General features: G+C 69.0%; 13 protein-coding genes. 9 read left to right on the top strand and 4 right to left on the bottom strand.

The window, feature by feature from the left end; translation table 11 throughout:
- Positions 1-990 (top strand): DUF3095 family protein (locus VH569_RS33055; RefSeq protein ID WP_423321245.1); only part of this gene is annotated, 990 nt, incomplete at its 5' end.
- 9 nt (positions 991-999) lie between these two features.
- On the opposite strand, the gene VH569_RS33050 is transcribed toward VH569_RS33055, so the two are convergent.
- Both VH569_RS33050 and VH569_RS33045 read right to left on the bottom strand, forming a co-directional pair.
- Complete coding sequence (locus VH569_RS33050) at positions 1,000-1,704, bottom strand: hypothetical protein (RefSeq protein WP_423321243.1); 705 nt, start codon at positions 1,702-1,704, stop codon at positions 1,000-1,002.
- A 121-nt stretch (positions 1,705-1,825) separates the two neighbouring features.
- On the bottom strand, positions 1,826-2,263 hold the full coding sequence (locus VH569_RS33045; protein ID WP_377809051.1) for a YccF domain-containing protein: 438 nt from the start codon (positions 2,261-2,263) through the stop codon (positions 1,826-1,828).
- A 265-nt stretch (positions 2,264-2,528) separates the two neighbouring features.
- On the opposite strand from VH569_RS33045, the gene VH569_RS33040 reads away from it, so the two are divergent.
- Positions 2,529-3,077, top strand: a complete 549-nt coding sequence (locus VH569_RS33040) for a hypothetical protein (protein WP_423321242.1) — start codon at positions 2,529-2,531, stop codon at positions 3,075-3,077.
- Positions 3,078-3,364: 287 nt separating this feature from the next.
- Positions 3,365-4,069, top strand: coding sequence for an alpha/beta fold hydrolase (locus VH569_RS33035; RefSeq protein WP_423321240.1), 705 nt, complete (start codon positions 3,365-3,367; stop codon positions 4,067-4,069).
- Positions 4,070-4,078: 9 nt separating this feature from the next.
- On the opposite strand, the gene VH569_RS33030 is transcribed toward VH569_RS33035, so the two are convergent.
- Both VH569_RS33030 and VH569_RS33025 read right to left on the bottom strand, forming a co-directional pair.
- Positions 4,079-4,750, bottom strand: a complete 672-nt coding sequence (locus VH569_RS33030) for a LuxR C-terminal-related transcriptional regulator (protein WP_391348806.1) — start codon at positions 4,748-4,750, stop codon at positions 4,079-4,081.
- Positions 4,751-5,067: 317 nt separating this feature from the next.
- Positions 5,068-5,748 (bottom strand): LuxR C-terminal-related transcriptional regulator, encoded by a 681-nt coding sequence (locus VH569_RS33025; protein ID WP_376956509.1) that lies wholly within the window; start codon positions 5,746-5,748, stop codon positions 5,068-5,070.
- A gap of 595 nt (positions 5,749-6,343) precedes the next feature.
- Between VH569_RS33025 and VH569_RS33020 the strand changes: the two genes are divergently transcribed.
- The 6 genes from VH569_RS33020 (at position 6,344) to VH569_RS32995 (ending at position 14,494) form a co-directional block, all read left to right on the top strand.
- Positions 6,344-8,689 carry an ATP-dependent helicase gene (locus VH569_RS33020; RefSeq protein ID WP_423321237.1) on the top strand — a complete coding sequence of 782 codons (2,346 nt, stop codon included), beginning with the start codon at positions 6,344-6,346 and terminating at the stop codon, positions 8,687-8,689.
- Between the two features lie 193 nt (positions 8,690-8,882).
- On the top strand, positions 8,883-10,091 hold the full coding sequence (locus VH569_RS33015) for a hypothetical protein (protein ID WP_423321235.1): 1,209 nt from the start codon (positions 8,883-8,885) through the stop codon (positions 10,089-10,091).
- A gap of 120 nt (positions 10,092-10,211) precedes the next feature.
- On the top strand, positions 10,212-11,102 hold the full coding sequence (locus VH569_RS33010) for a 50S ribosomal protein L11 methyltransferase (RefSeq protein ID WP_109050318.1): 891 nt from the start codon (positions 10,212-10,214) through the stop codon (positions 11,100-11,102).
- A 96-nt stretch (positions 11,103-11,198) separates the two neighbouring features.
- Entirely contained in the window at positions 11,199-11,669 is a 471-nt protein-coding gene (locus VH569_RS33005; RefSeq protein ID WP_098739485.1) for a TerB family tellurite resistance protein, read from the top strand.
- A gap of 158 nt (positions 11,670-11,827) precedes the next feature.
- Complete coding sequence (locus VH569_RS33000; protein WP_423321232.1) at positions 11,828-13,882, top strand: aminopeptidase P family protein; 2,055 nt, start codon at positions 11,828-11,830, stop codon at positions 13,880-13,882.
- A 246-nt stretch (positions 13,883-14,128) separates the two neighbouring features.
- Positions 14,129-14,494: a chemotaxis response regulator CheY gene (locus VH569_RS32995; RefSeq protein WP_012974572.1), complete on the top strand. Its 366-nt coding sequence runs from the start codon at positions 14,129-14,131 to the stop codon at positions 14,492-14,494.
- Positions 14,495-14,564: the final 70 nt, after the last annotated feature.

Here is a 14,564-nt window from a genome sequence, read left to right as displayed (position 1 = left end):
GGCGATGGCGCCATCGCCGCGGTGCCGCCGGGGCGGGAGGACGGGGCGCGGGCGGCGCTGTCCGCACTTGCCCACTGGTCGGCGGAGGTGATGGACGTGCCGCTGCGCGTCGGGCTGGTGCCTGTGCAGGCTCTGCTCGACCAGGGGCTGGAGGTGATGGCGGCGCTGCACGATGTCGGCAACAGCAACAGCTTCGGCCTGTTCCTGGGTGCCGGGGTGGTGGCGGCCGATGCCTGGGTGAAGGAGGATGCGCGCTGGCGCCTGCCGCCGCAGCAGGGGCCGTTGCCCGGGCTGGAGTCGGTCTCCTGCCGCTGGAACCCGGTGCCGCCGCGGCGCGGAACCGTGCTGTGCGTGATCGTCGATGCGGTCGATCCGGGGGCCGCGGGGCTGCTGGAGCTTGCCCGTGTCCAGCGCGCCATCGAGGCCATCGTGCCAACCGCCGGCGCCGCCCCGCTGGGAGTGGGGGAACGGCTGGAGGCGCGCTGGCCGCCGGACTGGCGCTCCCTGCTGATGGAGGCACGCGGCGGCCGGGATGATGCCGGTCTCGGGCCAAGTCTGGGCACGCGCGTCCGCCGGGTGTTCAAGGCGCTGGCCGGGTCGGGACTGCTGGTCCTGCTGCTGAGGCTGGGCCTGTCGCTCGGCAACTTCGATCCGCAGCGCTACCGCCGCCACATGGCGGAGCGCACCGATTTTCGCAAATCGGCCGGCGGGCCGCGGCTGGTGCTGGACGTGACGGAGGGGGAGGCCGATGCCATCGAGGCGCTGCTGGCCCAGGCGGCGCAGGCCGGCTCGATCCGCTACGGCACCGCGCGGGCCGATGCGACCACCGTCACCTGTCTGGTCGGCGACGTGACGGCCGATCGTCATGTGCATTTCGTCGATGGGGCCGGGCTGGGGTTCTGGCGCGCCTCGGTCATGCTGAAGGCGATGAAGGCGCGGGAAAAGGCAGGGCAGGCGACGGAACCGGAGACCGCCGCCGCCCTGTCGTGATCCAGCCGGTCAGGCGGTGATGTCGACGCCCTGCGAGCCGCGCGGCGTCAGGCTGGCGAACAGGCTCTGCGCGCCGGAGAGGTCGCCGGAGCTGAGCGAACTGCTCAGGCTGCTGAGATTTTTCTTCAGGGTGCCCAGGAAGTCGGTGGAACTGCTGTCGCTGCCACTGTCGTCCCCGCTGTCGCTGTCGGCGGCGCTCTTCAGCATGTCCGACAGAGCCGACAGCGAGTCCTGCGCGCCCGACACGTCGCCGGATTGCAGGGACTGGGCGAGGCTGCCGACGGTGCTGCGCAGCTCGTCCGACCCGCCCTCGTCGCCCGGCGGCGGACCGTTCGGCGGTGGGCCGCCCGCTCCGCCGGGACCTCCACCGGGGCCGCCGGCACCGCCCGGACCGCCGCTGGGCGGGCCGTTCTTGGACATCGCCTGCTGGACCTGACCGATGTCACCGCTCTTCAGCGCCTCTCCCACGCTGGACAGCAGCTTCGACAGCGGGTCCTTACCGGTGCTGGCGCTGGTGCTTGACCCGCTGCTGCTGCCCTGCTTGTCGGACTGCAGCTTCGACAGGGAGTCGTAGGCGGACTGGACGGCGGTCATGTCGCCGGATTCCACCGCCTTCTTCAGGCTGTCGACGCCCTCGCGGATCTCTTTACCCGGCCCTTGCGGCCGCTGATAGGTCTGGCCGACGGCCGACGCACTCACCATGGATACCGACATGGCACTCTCCAACGGATAGCCTCACAAGAGGCAGTACGGGGGAGGCATGGGACTCCTGCGCACCGGAATGCGGGTGACCGTGCGGTTTCGATAAAATTGTCGGAAATGCCGCAGGCGGGGATCAGATGCGGCCGGTCACCCGCCGTTCGACGCCGTCCGACGGCACGATCTCGGTTCCGACCGGCCACAGCGCCAGCAGCGCAAGCTTCAGATGCGCCCAGGCGAAGGGCAGGCCGATGATGGTGATGGCGAGCCCCACCGCCGCGACCAGATGGCCGAGCGCCAGCCACCAGCCGGCCAGCACGAACCACACGATGTTGCCGATGAAGCCGAGCGCGCCGGTGCCCATGTCTTCGCGCCCGCGGAACTCATCCCGGCGCACGGCGGTTTGTCCAAAGGGGAGCAGGGTGTAATGGGCGATGGTCAGGGCGGAGCGGGCCCAGGGCAGGCCGATGATGGACACGGCCATCAGGACCGCGGCCAAAACCCAGCCGAGCGCCATCCAGATGCCGCCCGTGACCAGCCAGAGCAGATTGAGGAGAAGACTGAGCAGAGGCATGACAGTTACCCTCCCTTTCGCCGCAGATGTGGGGACGCTCATACGGCGCGCCTAGAGGTGGGCCGGACAGATATCGGCAGATGCGAAGATGGGGCACCCCGTCCGGCGGCGCGAAAGAGGGGGAGCCTCATGCCATCCATGCCTTGAACCGGATCCGTACGGTCCACAGATCCTGATCAGGCATCATGACGACGCATCCGGACGGGCCCTTTGCCGGCAGCACCGCCGGCGGGCCGCCTTCCGGATCACACGGATCGGAGGCCGCATGAACGAGGCTTTGAACACCGACGCCGGCGCCGACGCGCCGAACGTGCCGGGCGAGGGCGAATCGCTCTCGCCGGTGGTCGCCGCCATCCTCGGCACCGCCGTCGCGGCCGCGGCCAAGCGCGGCGGCAATGGCGATGTGGTCCGCGGGCTGATCGCGGGTCTGCGCATTCTGCGCGCCACCGTCGAGGAAGAGGCCGGCTACACCATGGCCGCCGCCGTCGACAACGCCATCCGCACCCGCCTGCTGGCCGACAACCTGTCGCGCCTGCGCGTCAGCGGAGAGAAGCCGCAGGCCGTCCCGCTGCCGGATCCCGGGCCGGGTGCCAGCGCCGCCGCCGCCATCTTCGAGAGCGCAGCGGAATCCTGCCTGACCGTCAATGCCCATGCGGAGGACAACGGACCGCTGGAAACCGCGGTCTTCGCCTTCACCGCACAGTTGCTGCAACAGCTGGGTGGAGCGCCGGAGTGGCGCAGCCTTGTCGGCGAGCTGCGCCGTCCCCTGGCGGTCGCTCCCGACCCCGAAGGGGAGGAGGTGACGCTGCATTGACCGGTCGCCATGGCCGTTTGTCCCGGCCGGTGATTGGGCCGGTGATCGGCAGGCCGACCGCCTGTGATCGAAAACGGCCGGGAGCCGGCCGGCAAGTCATGGAATTTGCTTTGCTTTTGTCGTGTTTCGACGGTGGCTGAAACCTTTTGCGGGCAGGGTGGGGTTTTGGCCCCTTTTCAGGGTTTTGCCCGATTTATCGAACGGGACGACTTCGGTTCGGCTTCGTTACGGTTGGGTTCGGCGGTGGGACGGTCCCATCGCGGAACGCCACCATCGGGGACCCGACCGTGTTCTTTCACACCCAGCCTTCCACCGTCCGCGCCGGACGGGCAGACGCCGCCCGCTGTCCGGTGAACGGTCTGACCGCGGACGGGGTGGGTGCTGCCTGGGTCGGCGACCGCACGGCCGACCGCGCCGGCGATCCGTCCGGGCGGCGGGTGATCTTCCTTCATCCCGGCAAGGGGGCGTGGTGGCGCCTGCTGGACCATGTTCCGGCGGGCCAGGAATGGCTGACCGTGCCGGCCGCCGCCGGAGCGGCGATGCTCTCCCCGCTGCTGGTGGAGCGTGGCGGGCGCCGGCCGGTTCTGGTCGCCGGTGCGGTGACGGCGCCGCTCGCCATCGCCGCGGCGCTGGATTTTCCGGAACAGGTCGGCGGCGTGATGATCGTCGACGATGTCGGCGCCGAATCGCCGATGCGCCGGCGCTGGAACGCGCTGGCCGCCTGTTTCGGCCGGCCGTTGCCGACGATGCCGACGGGTGATCTCGGGGACCTTGAATCCGAACTGCCGGCGGTGCGGGTGCCGGTGACCCTGATCCAGGGCAGCGACCCGGCCGGACTGTTTATGCGGCTCGAAAGCGGGCTGACGGGGTGCCGCACCCTGACGGTCGTCGCCGTGTCCGACGCCGCCGCCATCCGCCCGCGCACCCATGCGACCGAACTGCGCGGCGCCCTGCTGGCGCTGGTCTCCGCCGTAGAGCGGGCGCAGCGGTAAGGGAGTTTCTTACAGGCTCTGGGCGGTCAGCGCTGCCTGGGTGCGGTTGCGGACGCCGAGGTGCCGCAGGATGGCGGTGACATGGACCTTCACCGTGCCCTCCGTCAGCCCCAGCTCATGGGCGATCTGCTTGTTCGACTTGCCGTCGCGCAGCCGGGCGAGGACATCGCGCTGACGTGGCGTCAATTGGTCGCCGTTGGCATTGGCCATCCCGGCATTGTCGTCCATCGCCTCGCCGGAACCGTGCCCGCCATAGCCGCCATGCGTCTGTTCGACACGGTCGGCGCCGCGGATGGCCTGTTCGGGAAGATAGATTCCACCGGCGAGCACCAGCTGCAGGGCGCCCAGCAGGACCTTGGCGCTGGAAGATTTCGGGATATAGCCGGCAGCGCCGTTTTCCAGGGCCGCCAGCAGGTCGGACCGCTTTTCCGACCCGGACACCACCACCAGAAGCGCCTTCGGCAGGTTGACATGAATGTCGCCCAGCGCCGAGAAGCCGGTCCAGCCGGGCATCCCCAGATCGAGCAGGATCAGGTCGAACGGTCTGGTGCCGTCGCAGAGCGCCCGCACCTCGTCATAGGTGCTCGCCTCGAAAAACGTCATGTCGGCGTCGAATTGCGCCAGGAGTCGGCGCAGACCGTCTCGGAACAGCAGGTGATCGTCGGCGATCAGCACGTTCATCGCGGGCATTTCCAGAAGGTTGCGGCGATCTCACACCGGGATGGCGTCATCGGCCCGCAGTTCACATAAGCACGTCCATTCTCACGCTGTAGTTCGCTTTTGGTCTTAGACCGCTTCCTCTATGCCTGCCGTCTTCGCCGGCCATGGGTCTTGGCTGGGGGCTGTCCGGACGGCCTGCGGAACGGAAAAGCGCTGCAAAAGGCAACGTCCCGCTCCGCCGGCCGCCTGCCCCGGATGGAAGGGGCGGACGGCCGGGACGGAAGGCGGGCGGGGCCATTCGGCAGAGCGGTATGCCGATCCGTCGGATCGGGCGGCAATCAGACGGTGGCGGCGACGCCGGTTTCGGCGGCCTGATCGCCGATGCCGTTGTTCAGCGCCCAGATGGCGGCCTGGGTGCGGTTGGAGGCGTTGATCTTGCGCAGCAGGCTCTTCAGGTGAACCTTCACGGTGGCTTCCGTGATGCTCAGGTGGTTGGCGATCATCTTGTTGCTGTTGCCGTTCAGCAGGCAGCGCAGGATCTGCACCTCACGCTGCGACAGGCCCTTGCGTCGGGTCGGCAGCTCGGCGCCCATGTCCTCGGTGCGGCCGCTGACCAGCAGTTCGGCGAGGTGGGTCGGGAACACCTTCTCGCCCATCATCACCAGCTTCAGCGACTGCATCAGCGCCTCGCAGGCGATGTCCTTCAGCAGGTAGCCGCCGGCACCGGCGCCGAGCGCGGCCGACAGGCGGCGGGTTTCCAGATCGTTGGTCAGAATGACGATCCGGATCGACGGGTGAGCCTCGCGCAGGCTGCGCATCGCTTCGACTTCCTCGTCGGCGCCGCTCGGCAGGTCGATGAGGATCAGGTCCGGGTTCTGGCCGGTGCCGAGCGTCGACAGGCCCTCGCGCAGGCTGCCGGCCTCGCCGACGACGTTGAAGGGGGTGCCTTCGAACAGACGCTTCATGCCCTCACGGAAAAGCTTGTTGGCATCGATGAGGAAAACGTTGATGGCATCCATGGTCCAAGCCCGCCTTTTGTTCCGTTCCGATCAAAGTGGCGCCGGGTGGCGCTTCGGAGGCATCCCCGACCTTCCGCTCCTGCGTCCGGTCCGCTCCCCCTCAGGGTTCGGGGGTGCCTCCTTGTGATCCATAGATACCCCCGATTTGCGCCGCGCAAAATTTCGCTTAGGTAAATTTCGCGTCGAGCAATGGGCATATGCCGTAAGCCCGCATAAGACAAGATGAGGACATAATGCAGCCAGCCCTGGTCAGGTGGAATAACTGTCTGTGACAGAAAAGGGGAAATCGTTAACGGTCATGCCGTGACTTCGTAAGGACACTGAACGATAGTGTCGGGTGACTTCCGCGACGAAGGGCCTCGGCCGGGCAGAACTACGTCATCGCCCGATGGTTGGAGTCCTATATCCCGGAAATTTGCCATTAGGCATAAGCGTGGCCGTGCCGCTCTCCGTCGCCGGGCGGGGTATGCCGCCATCGACGGGGGTCGTGCCGGGGCGCTCTGTGCTGTATACGTTCCAGCCGCGACAGAGCATTCGCACGCTTCCGCCGATTTTTCCGTCCATTCCCTTTCGTCCATCCCCAGGCCGGGACGCCATGTCAGACGCTTATGATGATGATCCGTTGAGCCACGCCGCTCCCGCCGCCGGTCCCGCTTCGGGATTTCCGGCGGCAGCGCAGCGCTTCGCCTATCTGGACGGGCTCAACCCGACACAGCGGGCGGCGGTCGAGGCTCTGGACGGACCGGTCCTGGTGCTGGCCGGCGCCGGAACCGGCAAGACGCGGGTGCTGACCACCCGGCTGGCCCATCTGCTGATGACGCGCCGCGCCGCCGCCTTCCAGATCCTGGCGGTGACCTTCACCAACAAGGCCGCCCGCGAGATGCGCGAGCGTGTCGGCCATCTGATGGGGATCGAGCCTGAGGGCTGGTGGCTCGGCACTTTCCATGCGCTGGCCGCCCGCATCCTGCGCCGCCATGCCGAGCTGGTCGGGCTGAAGTCGAACTTCACCATCCTCGACACCGACGATCAGGTCCGCCTGATCAAGCAGCTGCTGCAAGCCGAGAACATCGATTCCAAGAAGTGGCCACCCCGTCAGGTGCTGGGCGCCATTGAGCGCTGGAAAGACCGCGGCCTGACCCCCGACCGGCTCGGCGACGCCGACGGCGGCGATGTGGCGGGCGGCCGTGTGGTGGCGATCTACCGGGCCTATCAGGAGCGCCTGCGCACCCTGAACGCCTGCGATTTCGGCGATCTGCTGCTGCACAACCTCGCCATCTTCCAGAACCATCCGGACGTGCTGGCGGAATATCACCGCAAGTTCAAATATCTGCTGGTCGACGAGTATCAGGATACCAACGTCGCGCAGTATCTGTGGCTTAGAATACTGTCTCAGGCGCACAAGAACATCTGCTGCGTGGGTGACGAGGATCAGTCGATCTACGCTTGGCGTGGAGCTGAGATCGGCAACATCCTGCGCTTCGAGACCGATTTCCCCGGCGCCACCATCGTCAAGCTGGAGCAGAATTACCGCTCCACCGGCCATATCCTGGCGGCGGCCTCCGGTCTGATCGCCAACAACCAGGGCCGGTTGGGCAAGACGCTGTGGACCGAGGCCGACGGCGGCGAGCGGGTCAAGGTCAAGGCGGTGTGGGACGGCGAGGAGGAGGCGCGCTGGGTCGGCGAGGAGATCGAGACTCTCCAGCGCAAGGGCACCTCCCTGGCGCAGATCGCCGTGCTGGTCCGCGCCGGCTTCCAGACCCGCGAGTTCGAAGAACGCTTCATCACGCTCGGCCTGCCCTACAAGGTGCTGGGCGGCCCGCGCTTCTACGAGCGGCAGGAAATCCGCGACGCGCTGGCCTATTTCCGCGTCGTCAATTCCGGCGACGACGATCTGGCCTTCGAACGCATCGTCAATCTGCCCAAGCGCGGCGTCGGTCCGGCGGCGATGCAGAGCCTCTACACCGCCGCTCGCGCCCGGGGGCTGTCGCTGACCGAAGCCGGCTGGGCGCTGACCGAAACGGACGAGCTGAAGCCGAAGCTGCGCGCCACCCTGCGCGGGCTGTTGCAGGACTTCTTCCGTTGGCGGACGCTGATGGCGACGGTGCCGCACACCGAGCTTGCCCGCACCGTCCTGGACGAGTCCGGCTACACCCGCATGTGGCAGGAGGACAAGACGCCGGAGGCTCCCGGCCGGCTGGAGAACCTGAAGGAACTGATCACCGCCATGGCGGAGTTCGAGAACCTGCCGGGCTTCCTGGAACACGTCGCGCTGGTGATGGAGAATGCCGAGGCCGCCGGCATCGAGCAGGTCACGGTGATGACCCTGCACGGCGCCAAGGGGCTGGAGTTCGACCACGTCTTCCTGCCGGGCTGGGAGGAGGGCGTGTTCCCCAACCAGCGCGCGCTGGACGAGACCGGCATCGCCGGGCTGGAGGAGGAGCGGCGGCTGGCCTATGTCGGCCTGACCCGCGCGCGCCGCCGCGCCTATGTCAGCCATGCCGCCAACCGCCGGCTCTACGGCAACTGGGTCAGCGCCGTCCCATCCCGCTTCGTCGAGGAGATCCCGCAGGACAATGTGGAGGCCGAGGCGGCCAACGGCCTGTTCGCCGGCAGCGGCGGGCGCGGCGGTTTCGCTGGCGGGGCAGGGGCTTACGGGGCCGGCGGGTCGGCGGGCGGTTTCGGCGGCGGCTTCCAGTTCCGCGGCTCCACCCGCCAGGCGCCGGCGCCCAAGACGATCACGCTGGACCAGGGCGCCTATGCGGTGGCGCCGCGGCCGCGGCCCGATGCGCCCTTCGCCAAGGGCGCGCGGGTCTTCCACCAGAAATTCGGCTACGGCACCGTGGTCGGCGTGTCGGAGGACAAGCTGGAGATCGACTTCGACCATTCCGGCAGCAAGAAGGTGATGGACAGCTTCGTCGTGCCCGCCGACAAGGCGGGCTGAGTCACAGGGCAGGCTGAGTCACGGGGGCTGCCCGCCGGCAAGGCGGGTCGATCCTAAGCTGCGCCCGCCGGCACGGTGCGCTATGCCGGGACACGGCACTGGACGGCTTGCCGCACTGTGACGGCCGTCACAGCCGCGGCGGCCGCAGCCGCCCAAGATCGCAGCGGTGCAACGGAGCCGGAGGCCAACCACCGTGTTCGGAACGGGCAGCGTCAGTTACGAGGTGCAGAGCCGCCGCGAAGGCCGTTGGCGCATCGAGGGGGCCTATACCGACCAGGAGGCTGCGCTGTCGGCCGCCCGCTCGCAACTGGCGGCGACGGGCGTGGAAGAGGCGAAGGTGGTGAAGTTCCGCACCGTCGCCGGCCTGTCGCTGGAAACGGTGATCCTGCACAAGACGGTGCCCCAGACCCAGCGCAAGGGCCTGACCCTGGGCGGCACCGCGGAGGGTGCGCCTTTCTGCCGCACGCCGGACGACCTGCGCGGATTCGAAAGCCGGGTGGTGATCGGCCGGCTGCTGCGCCCCTATCTGGATGCCCAGCGCATCACCCCGACCGAACTGCTGCATTCCTGGCCGCTGTTCCGCCGGCTGGAGGAGCAGGGGGCGCTGCTGGGGGCCGCCATCCATGCCGCCGCCCGCCACCATGCCGATGTCCACGGCGTTTCCCACGCCACCCGCGCCCGCGAGTTGCGCCAGTTGGTGGAGGCGATCAGCGGGGCCGCCCGCGACGCCCTGGCCGAGCGGCGCCGGCTGCCGCACTTCGATGCCGCCGACCTGCCGGGTACCAGCCGCGCCATCGACGGAGCGGTCGGGCATGATGGCCATGACGCGCTGTTCCTCGTGCTGCTGTCCCAGCATCTGGAGGCCGGCGGGCCGCTCGCCGGGAAGCTGGACATGCTGCTGGCGCTGACGGGCGACGATGTCGAACCGCGGCATCTGGTCCTGCTCGACGGCGTGATCGCCGACATCATGGGATCCGCCGACACGGTGAAGGAATTGCTGGGCGCACAGCCGAGCCTGCATGCCGGACTCGGCGCCCTTGCCGACGCCCTGTTCGACCGCGATCCCGATCCGGCGTTGGTGCCGGCGCTGGCGCCGATGGCCCCCTCGCTGCGCCGGGTCTGCCGCCTTGCCCTGGAAGGCCGCCTGCCGCAGAGCCGGGCCGTCCTGGTGGAGCGCCTGCGCCAGAGCATCGCCGGCGACCAGCCGCTCGACCGCCGCGACGCCAAGGTGGAAGCGGTGCTGACCCATGACCTCGCCGACCGGTTGAAGGGAGCGGACGGTGCGACGCTCGGCGGAGCGGCCATGGAAAAGGCGCTGGAGCGCCGCCTGCTGCGCCATCGCCAGTCGGTCCTGCGCGCCCAGGGCATGCACGACATCGCCGACCGGCTGGCGGGTCGTTAGGAGGATGGCCGGTAGGGGTTTTCATCGAAACGGGACGGTCTCCGGAATCCTTGGTCTCTTTCGGGCTTGATGCTAAAAACGCCGCTTCTGTTCTCGCGTCGTTGTCGGAAAGCCCCTGTCATGTCGCAAACCCCGCTCTGGCGCATCGCGCTGGTCGTTCCCGAAGCCCATGCGCCCGCCTTTGCCGAGGCGGTGGGCGACCATGCCGATGCGGTGTCGACCTTCGAACTGGAGGAAGGCGGCAACTGGCTGGTGGAGGCGACCCTGTACGGCGCCCCGGACGAGGCGCGGCTGCAGTCCCGCGTCGCCGTGCTGGCCAAGGCCCTGGGCATCGAGGAGCCGCGGCTGGCTGTCGAGAACCTGCCGCCGATCGACTGGGTGTCACACAGCTACCAGGGCTTTCCGCCGATTCGCGCCGGGCGCTTCTTCGTCCACGGCTCCCACCATGAAGGCATCGTGCCGGCCGGCAGCATCCCGCTGCTGGTCGATGCCGCGACCGCCTTCGGCACCGGCGAGCATGGCTCGACCAACGGCTGCCTCCAGGCGCTCGACCGGCTGTCGCGCCACCTGAAGCTGCCGCGCGGCGGGAAACGCGGCGCGCTCGACATGGGCTGCGGCTCGGGCATCCTGGCGCTGGCCGTTGCCAAGCGCTGGCGCGTGCCGGTGACGGCGGTCGACATCGACCCGGAGGCGGTGCGCGTCACCCGCATCAACGCGGCGCTGAACGGTCAGAAGGGCATGATCCGCGCCCAGGGCGGCGACGGCTATCACACCCGCATCGTCGGCCGGCACAAGCCCTACACCCTGATCACCGCCAACATCCTTGCCCGCCCGCTGTCGCGCATGGCGCCGCAGCTGCGCCGCCACCTGAAGAAGGGCGGCTATGCCGTGCTTGCCGGCCTGCTGAACCGGCAGGAACGCCACGTCATCCAGGCCCACCGCAACCAGGGCCTGCGTCTGGTCGCGCGCATTCCGGTCGGGGAATGGACCACTCTCGTGGTGAAGCGCTAATCCAGTGAGGCGTTAATTCGGGGGCCGTTGAAACAAAAGGGCCGGCTTGCGACTTCCCCTAGGGACGATGTTCCGAAATCTTGCTGGGGAGCCACCATGCTGAACCGCATCCGGTCTTTGTTCACAGGCGACGACGGCGTCGAGCCGGGCGAGGATGCCCTGCAGGCCGCCGCCGCCGCCCTGATGGTCGAGGCCGCGCGCACCGACGACACCATCTCCGAGGCGGAGCGCGACCGCATCCTGTCGGTCGTCCGCAGCCATTTCAAACTGAGTGAGGAGGAGGCGCAGGACCTGCTGTCCGCCGCGGTGTTCGACACCGAGGACGTCTCGCCCTATCTCCGCTACGTCAGCGTCATCATGGATCGCTGCCCGCCCGGCCACCGCCTCTGGATCATCGAGATGCTGTGGGAGGTCGCCTACGCCGACGGCGTGCTGAACGATCTGGAATCGAGCCTGCTGCGGCGGATCGGCGGCCTGCTGCACATCTCCGACGTCGAGCGCGGCGAGGCCCGCAAGCGCGTGCTGGCGCGTCTGGGGCTGCCGGACGACGCCGGGCTGCCGGTGTGACGGATCGGGTGGGGGCCGGAACCGCCCCCCATTCCCACCGTGCCCCACCCCAACCGGCCCCACTCCAACCGGCATAGCCACCACCCCGCCGCTTGCGCAGGGCCGGCGGGGTGCCTAGCCTGTGTCCACAGGATTCACTCTTCCGAGGAACAGGTTCCGTGCCCAGCGCGATTCCCTCCGCTGCCTATCGTGGCGACGACGCCCTTGCGACCCTGCTGACCGAGGCCGGGACCGGCCGGTCTCCCGCCGATGTCCGCGCACTGCTGGCCGGCGTGCTGGCGGCGCCGGAGGGGGAGGAGCCCGCCGCCTGGACCGTCCTGGTTGGCGAAAGCCTCCCGCCGGCCCTGGCCGAACAGCTCCACGCGCTGAAAGCGCAGCTCGCCGCCGAGGCACCGACGGTCAATCCCGGTCCGGCGCAGCGGCTGGACGATCTGCGCGCCGCGCTGAAGCGCCGTGACCTCGACGGCTTCATCGTGCCGCGCGGGGACGAGCATCAGGGCGAATATGTGCCGCCGCGCGCCCAGCGGCTGGGCTGGCTGACCGGCTTCACCGGCTCGGCCGGCAACGCGGTGGTCACCGCCCGGCAGGCCGCGATCTTCGTCGATGGCCGCTACACCCTCCAGGTCCGCAGCGAGGTGCCGGCCGACCTGTACGAGTACAGGCATCTGATCGAGGATCCTCTGGCCGACTGGATCGTCGCGGCGCTGCCCGAAGGTGGACGCTTCGGCTTCGATCCCTGGCTGCACACCATCGGCTGGGTGGAGAAGACCCGCGCCGCCCTGGAGCGCGCCGGCATCCTGCTGGTGGCGTGCGAGGACAACCCGCTCGATTCGGTGTGGCAGGGCCAGCCGCCGGCGCCGCTCACCCCGGTGGTGCCGCAGGACGAGGCCTTCGCCGGTGAAAGTTCCGCCGACAAGCGGGCGCGGCTGGCCGACGAGCTGGGGCAGAAGGGCATCGCCGCCGCGGTGCTGACTCAGCCGGACAGCATCGCCTGGCTGCTGAACATCCGCGGCGCCGATGTGCCCTGCACGCCGCTGCCGCTGTCCTTCGCCATCCTGTCCGCCGATGCGTCGGTGGAGCTGTTCCTCGACCCGCGCAAGCTGGCGCCGCAGACCCGTGCCCATCTGGGCAATCGGGTGCGGGTGCGGCCGGTCGAGGAGTTCGGCGCCGCGCTCGACGCCGTCGCCCGCGGCTCCGCCCGCGTGCTGGCCGACCCGACCTGCACCTCGGCCTGGATCGTTGACCGGCTGCATCTGGCCGGCGCCAGGGTGGAGCGCGACGGCGATCCCTGTGCCCTGCCCAAGGCCTGCAAGAACGCGGCGGAGCTGGCCGGCACCCGTGCCGCCCATGTCCGCGACGGCGCCGCCCTCGTCCGCTTCCTGCACTGGTTCTCCGAAGCGGCGCCGACCGGTACCCTGACCGAGCTGGCGGTGGTGGAGCGGCTGCTGGCCTGCCGGCGCGAGAACGAGCGCTTCCGCGGCGTCAGCTTCGACACCATCGCCGGGGCCGGGCCGAACGGCGCCATCGTCCATTACCGGGTGACGCCGGAGACCGACCGCCGGCTGGAGCCGGGCAGCCTGTTCCTGCTGGACAGCGGCGCCCAGTATCTGGACGGCACCACCGACGTCACCCGCACGCTGGCGGTCGGCGAGCCCGACCCGGCGATGGCGGCGGAGATGCGCGACCGCTTCACCCGCGTGCTGAAGGGCCACATCGCCCTGTCCACCGCGCGCTTCCCGCGCGGCACCACCGGCTCGCAGTTGGACGTGCTGGCGCGTCTGCCGCTGTGGCAGGCGGGGCTGGACTATGACCACGGCACCGGCCACGGCGTCGGCAGCTTCCTGTCGGTGCATGAGGGGCCGCAGCGGGTGTCGAAGGTCGGCAACACCGTCGCTTTGCAGCCGGGCATGATCCTGTCCAACGAGCCCGGCTATTACAAGACCGGCGCCTATGGCATCCGCATCGAGAATCTGATCGTCGTCCGGCCGGTTGAGGAGCTGTCGGGCGAGCTGGCCGGGGCCGAGCGCCCGGTGTTGGAGTTCGAGCCGTTGACCCTGGTGCCGATCGACCGCGCGCTGATCGAGCGGGCGCTGCTGAGGGATGCCGAGGCCGCCTGGGTCGACGCTTATCATGCAAGGGTGCGCGAGTCGCTGTCGCCGCTGCTCGACGAGGCGGCCCGCCGCTGGCTGGAGCAGGCGACCGCACCCCTGTGAGCGGAGCGGGCGGCTGTATCAATTGTCGGCCGGAGGCTGGGGGCGCCCCTGATTCCGCAAGATGTTGCCGCCCGTGGTAACACGTTCTTTACCCAGCTGCTTCAGTGTGACCCCAAGGGGATGACTTTTGGCGGCAGTTAGGGCACTACAGTCGGCATCACTTCCCGGATTACGGCGCAGCCCCCGCGCCGGGTGGGCGTAACGGCCGGTCAGACACCGGCAACGGAATATTGCGGAGACGTCTAGATGAAGATCCTCGTCGTCGATGATTACGCCACCATGCGGCGCATCGTGCGGAACCTGTTGACCCAGATCGGCTACACCGACATCGACGAGGCCGGCGACGGCGTGTCGGCGCTGGCGAAGCTGCGTGAGAGCAAGTTCGGCCTCATCATCTCCGACTGGAACATGGAGCCGATGACCGGCTTGCAGCTCCTGAAGGAAATCCGCGCGGACGCGAAGCTGGCGGCGACGCCTTTCATCATGGTCACCGCCGAGAGCAAGACCGAGAACGTCATCGCCGCCAAGCAGGCCGGCGTGAACAACTACATCGTCAAGCCCTTCAACGCCGACACGCTGAAGCAGAAGATCCAGGCCGTCATCGGCGGCTGATCTTCGGGCTTGCGATGTGGGGGTAGCAAGGACGGCACCCGCCGTCCGGCGCCCGGTTCGGCCGCCCGGG

The sequence above is a fragment of the Azospirillum sp. 11R-A genome (genome assembly GCF_049472615.1).
Lineage (GTDB): Bacteria > Pseudomonadota > Alphaproteobacteria > Azospirillales > Azospirillaceae > Azospirillum > Azospirillum palustre.
This window is presented reverse-complemented; position numbering and strand designations above follow the sequence as displayed.

Bases quoted from the DNA above. Each gene is read 5' to 3' on its own strand.
- VH569_RS33025 (WP_376956509.1), bottom strand. From the start codon at position 5,748: ATGGATGCCATCAACGTTTTCCTCATCGATGCCAACAAGCTTTTCCGT.
- VH569_RS33005 (WP_098739485.1), top strand. From the start codon at position 11,199: ATGCTGAACCGCATCCGGTCTTTGTTCACAGGCGACGACGGCGTCGAG.
- VH569_RS33020 (WP_423321237.1), top strand. From the start codon at position 6,344: ATGTCAGACGCTTATGATGATGATCCGTTGAGCCACGCCGCTCCCGCC.
- VH569_RS33030 (WP_391348806.1), bottom strand. From the start codon at position 4,750: ATGAACGTGCTGATCGCCGACGATCACCTGCTGTTCCGAGACGGTCTG.
- VH569_RS33010 (WP_109050318.1), top strand. From the start codon at position 10,212: ATGTCGCAAACCCCGCTCTGGCGCATCGCGCTGGTCGTTCCCGAAGCC.
- VH569_RS33040 (WP_423321242.1), top strand. From the start codon at position 2,529: ATGAACGAGGCTTTGAACACCGACGCCGGCGCCGACGCGCCGAACGTG.
- VH569_RS32995 (WP_012974572.1), top strand. From the start codon at position 14,129: ATGAAGATCCTCGTCGTCGATGATTACGCCACCATGCGGCGCATCGTG.
- VH569_RS33050 (WP_423321243.1), bottom strand. From the start codon at position 1,704: ATGTCGGTATCCATGGTGAGTGCGTCGGCCGTCGGCCAGACCTATCAG.
- VH569_RS33045 (WP_377809051.1), bottom strand. From the start codon at position 2,263: ATGCCTCTGCTCAGTCTTCTCCTCAATCTGCTCTGGCTGGTCACGGGC.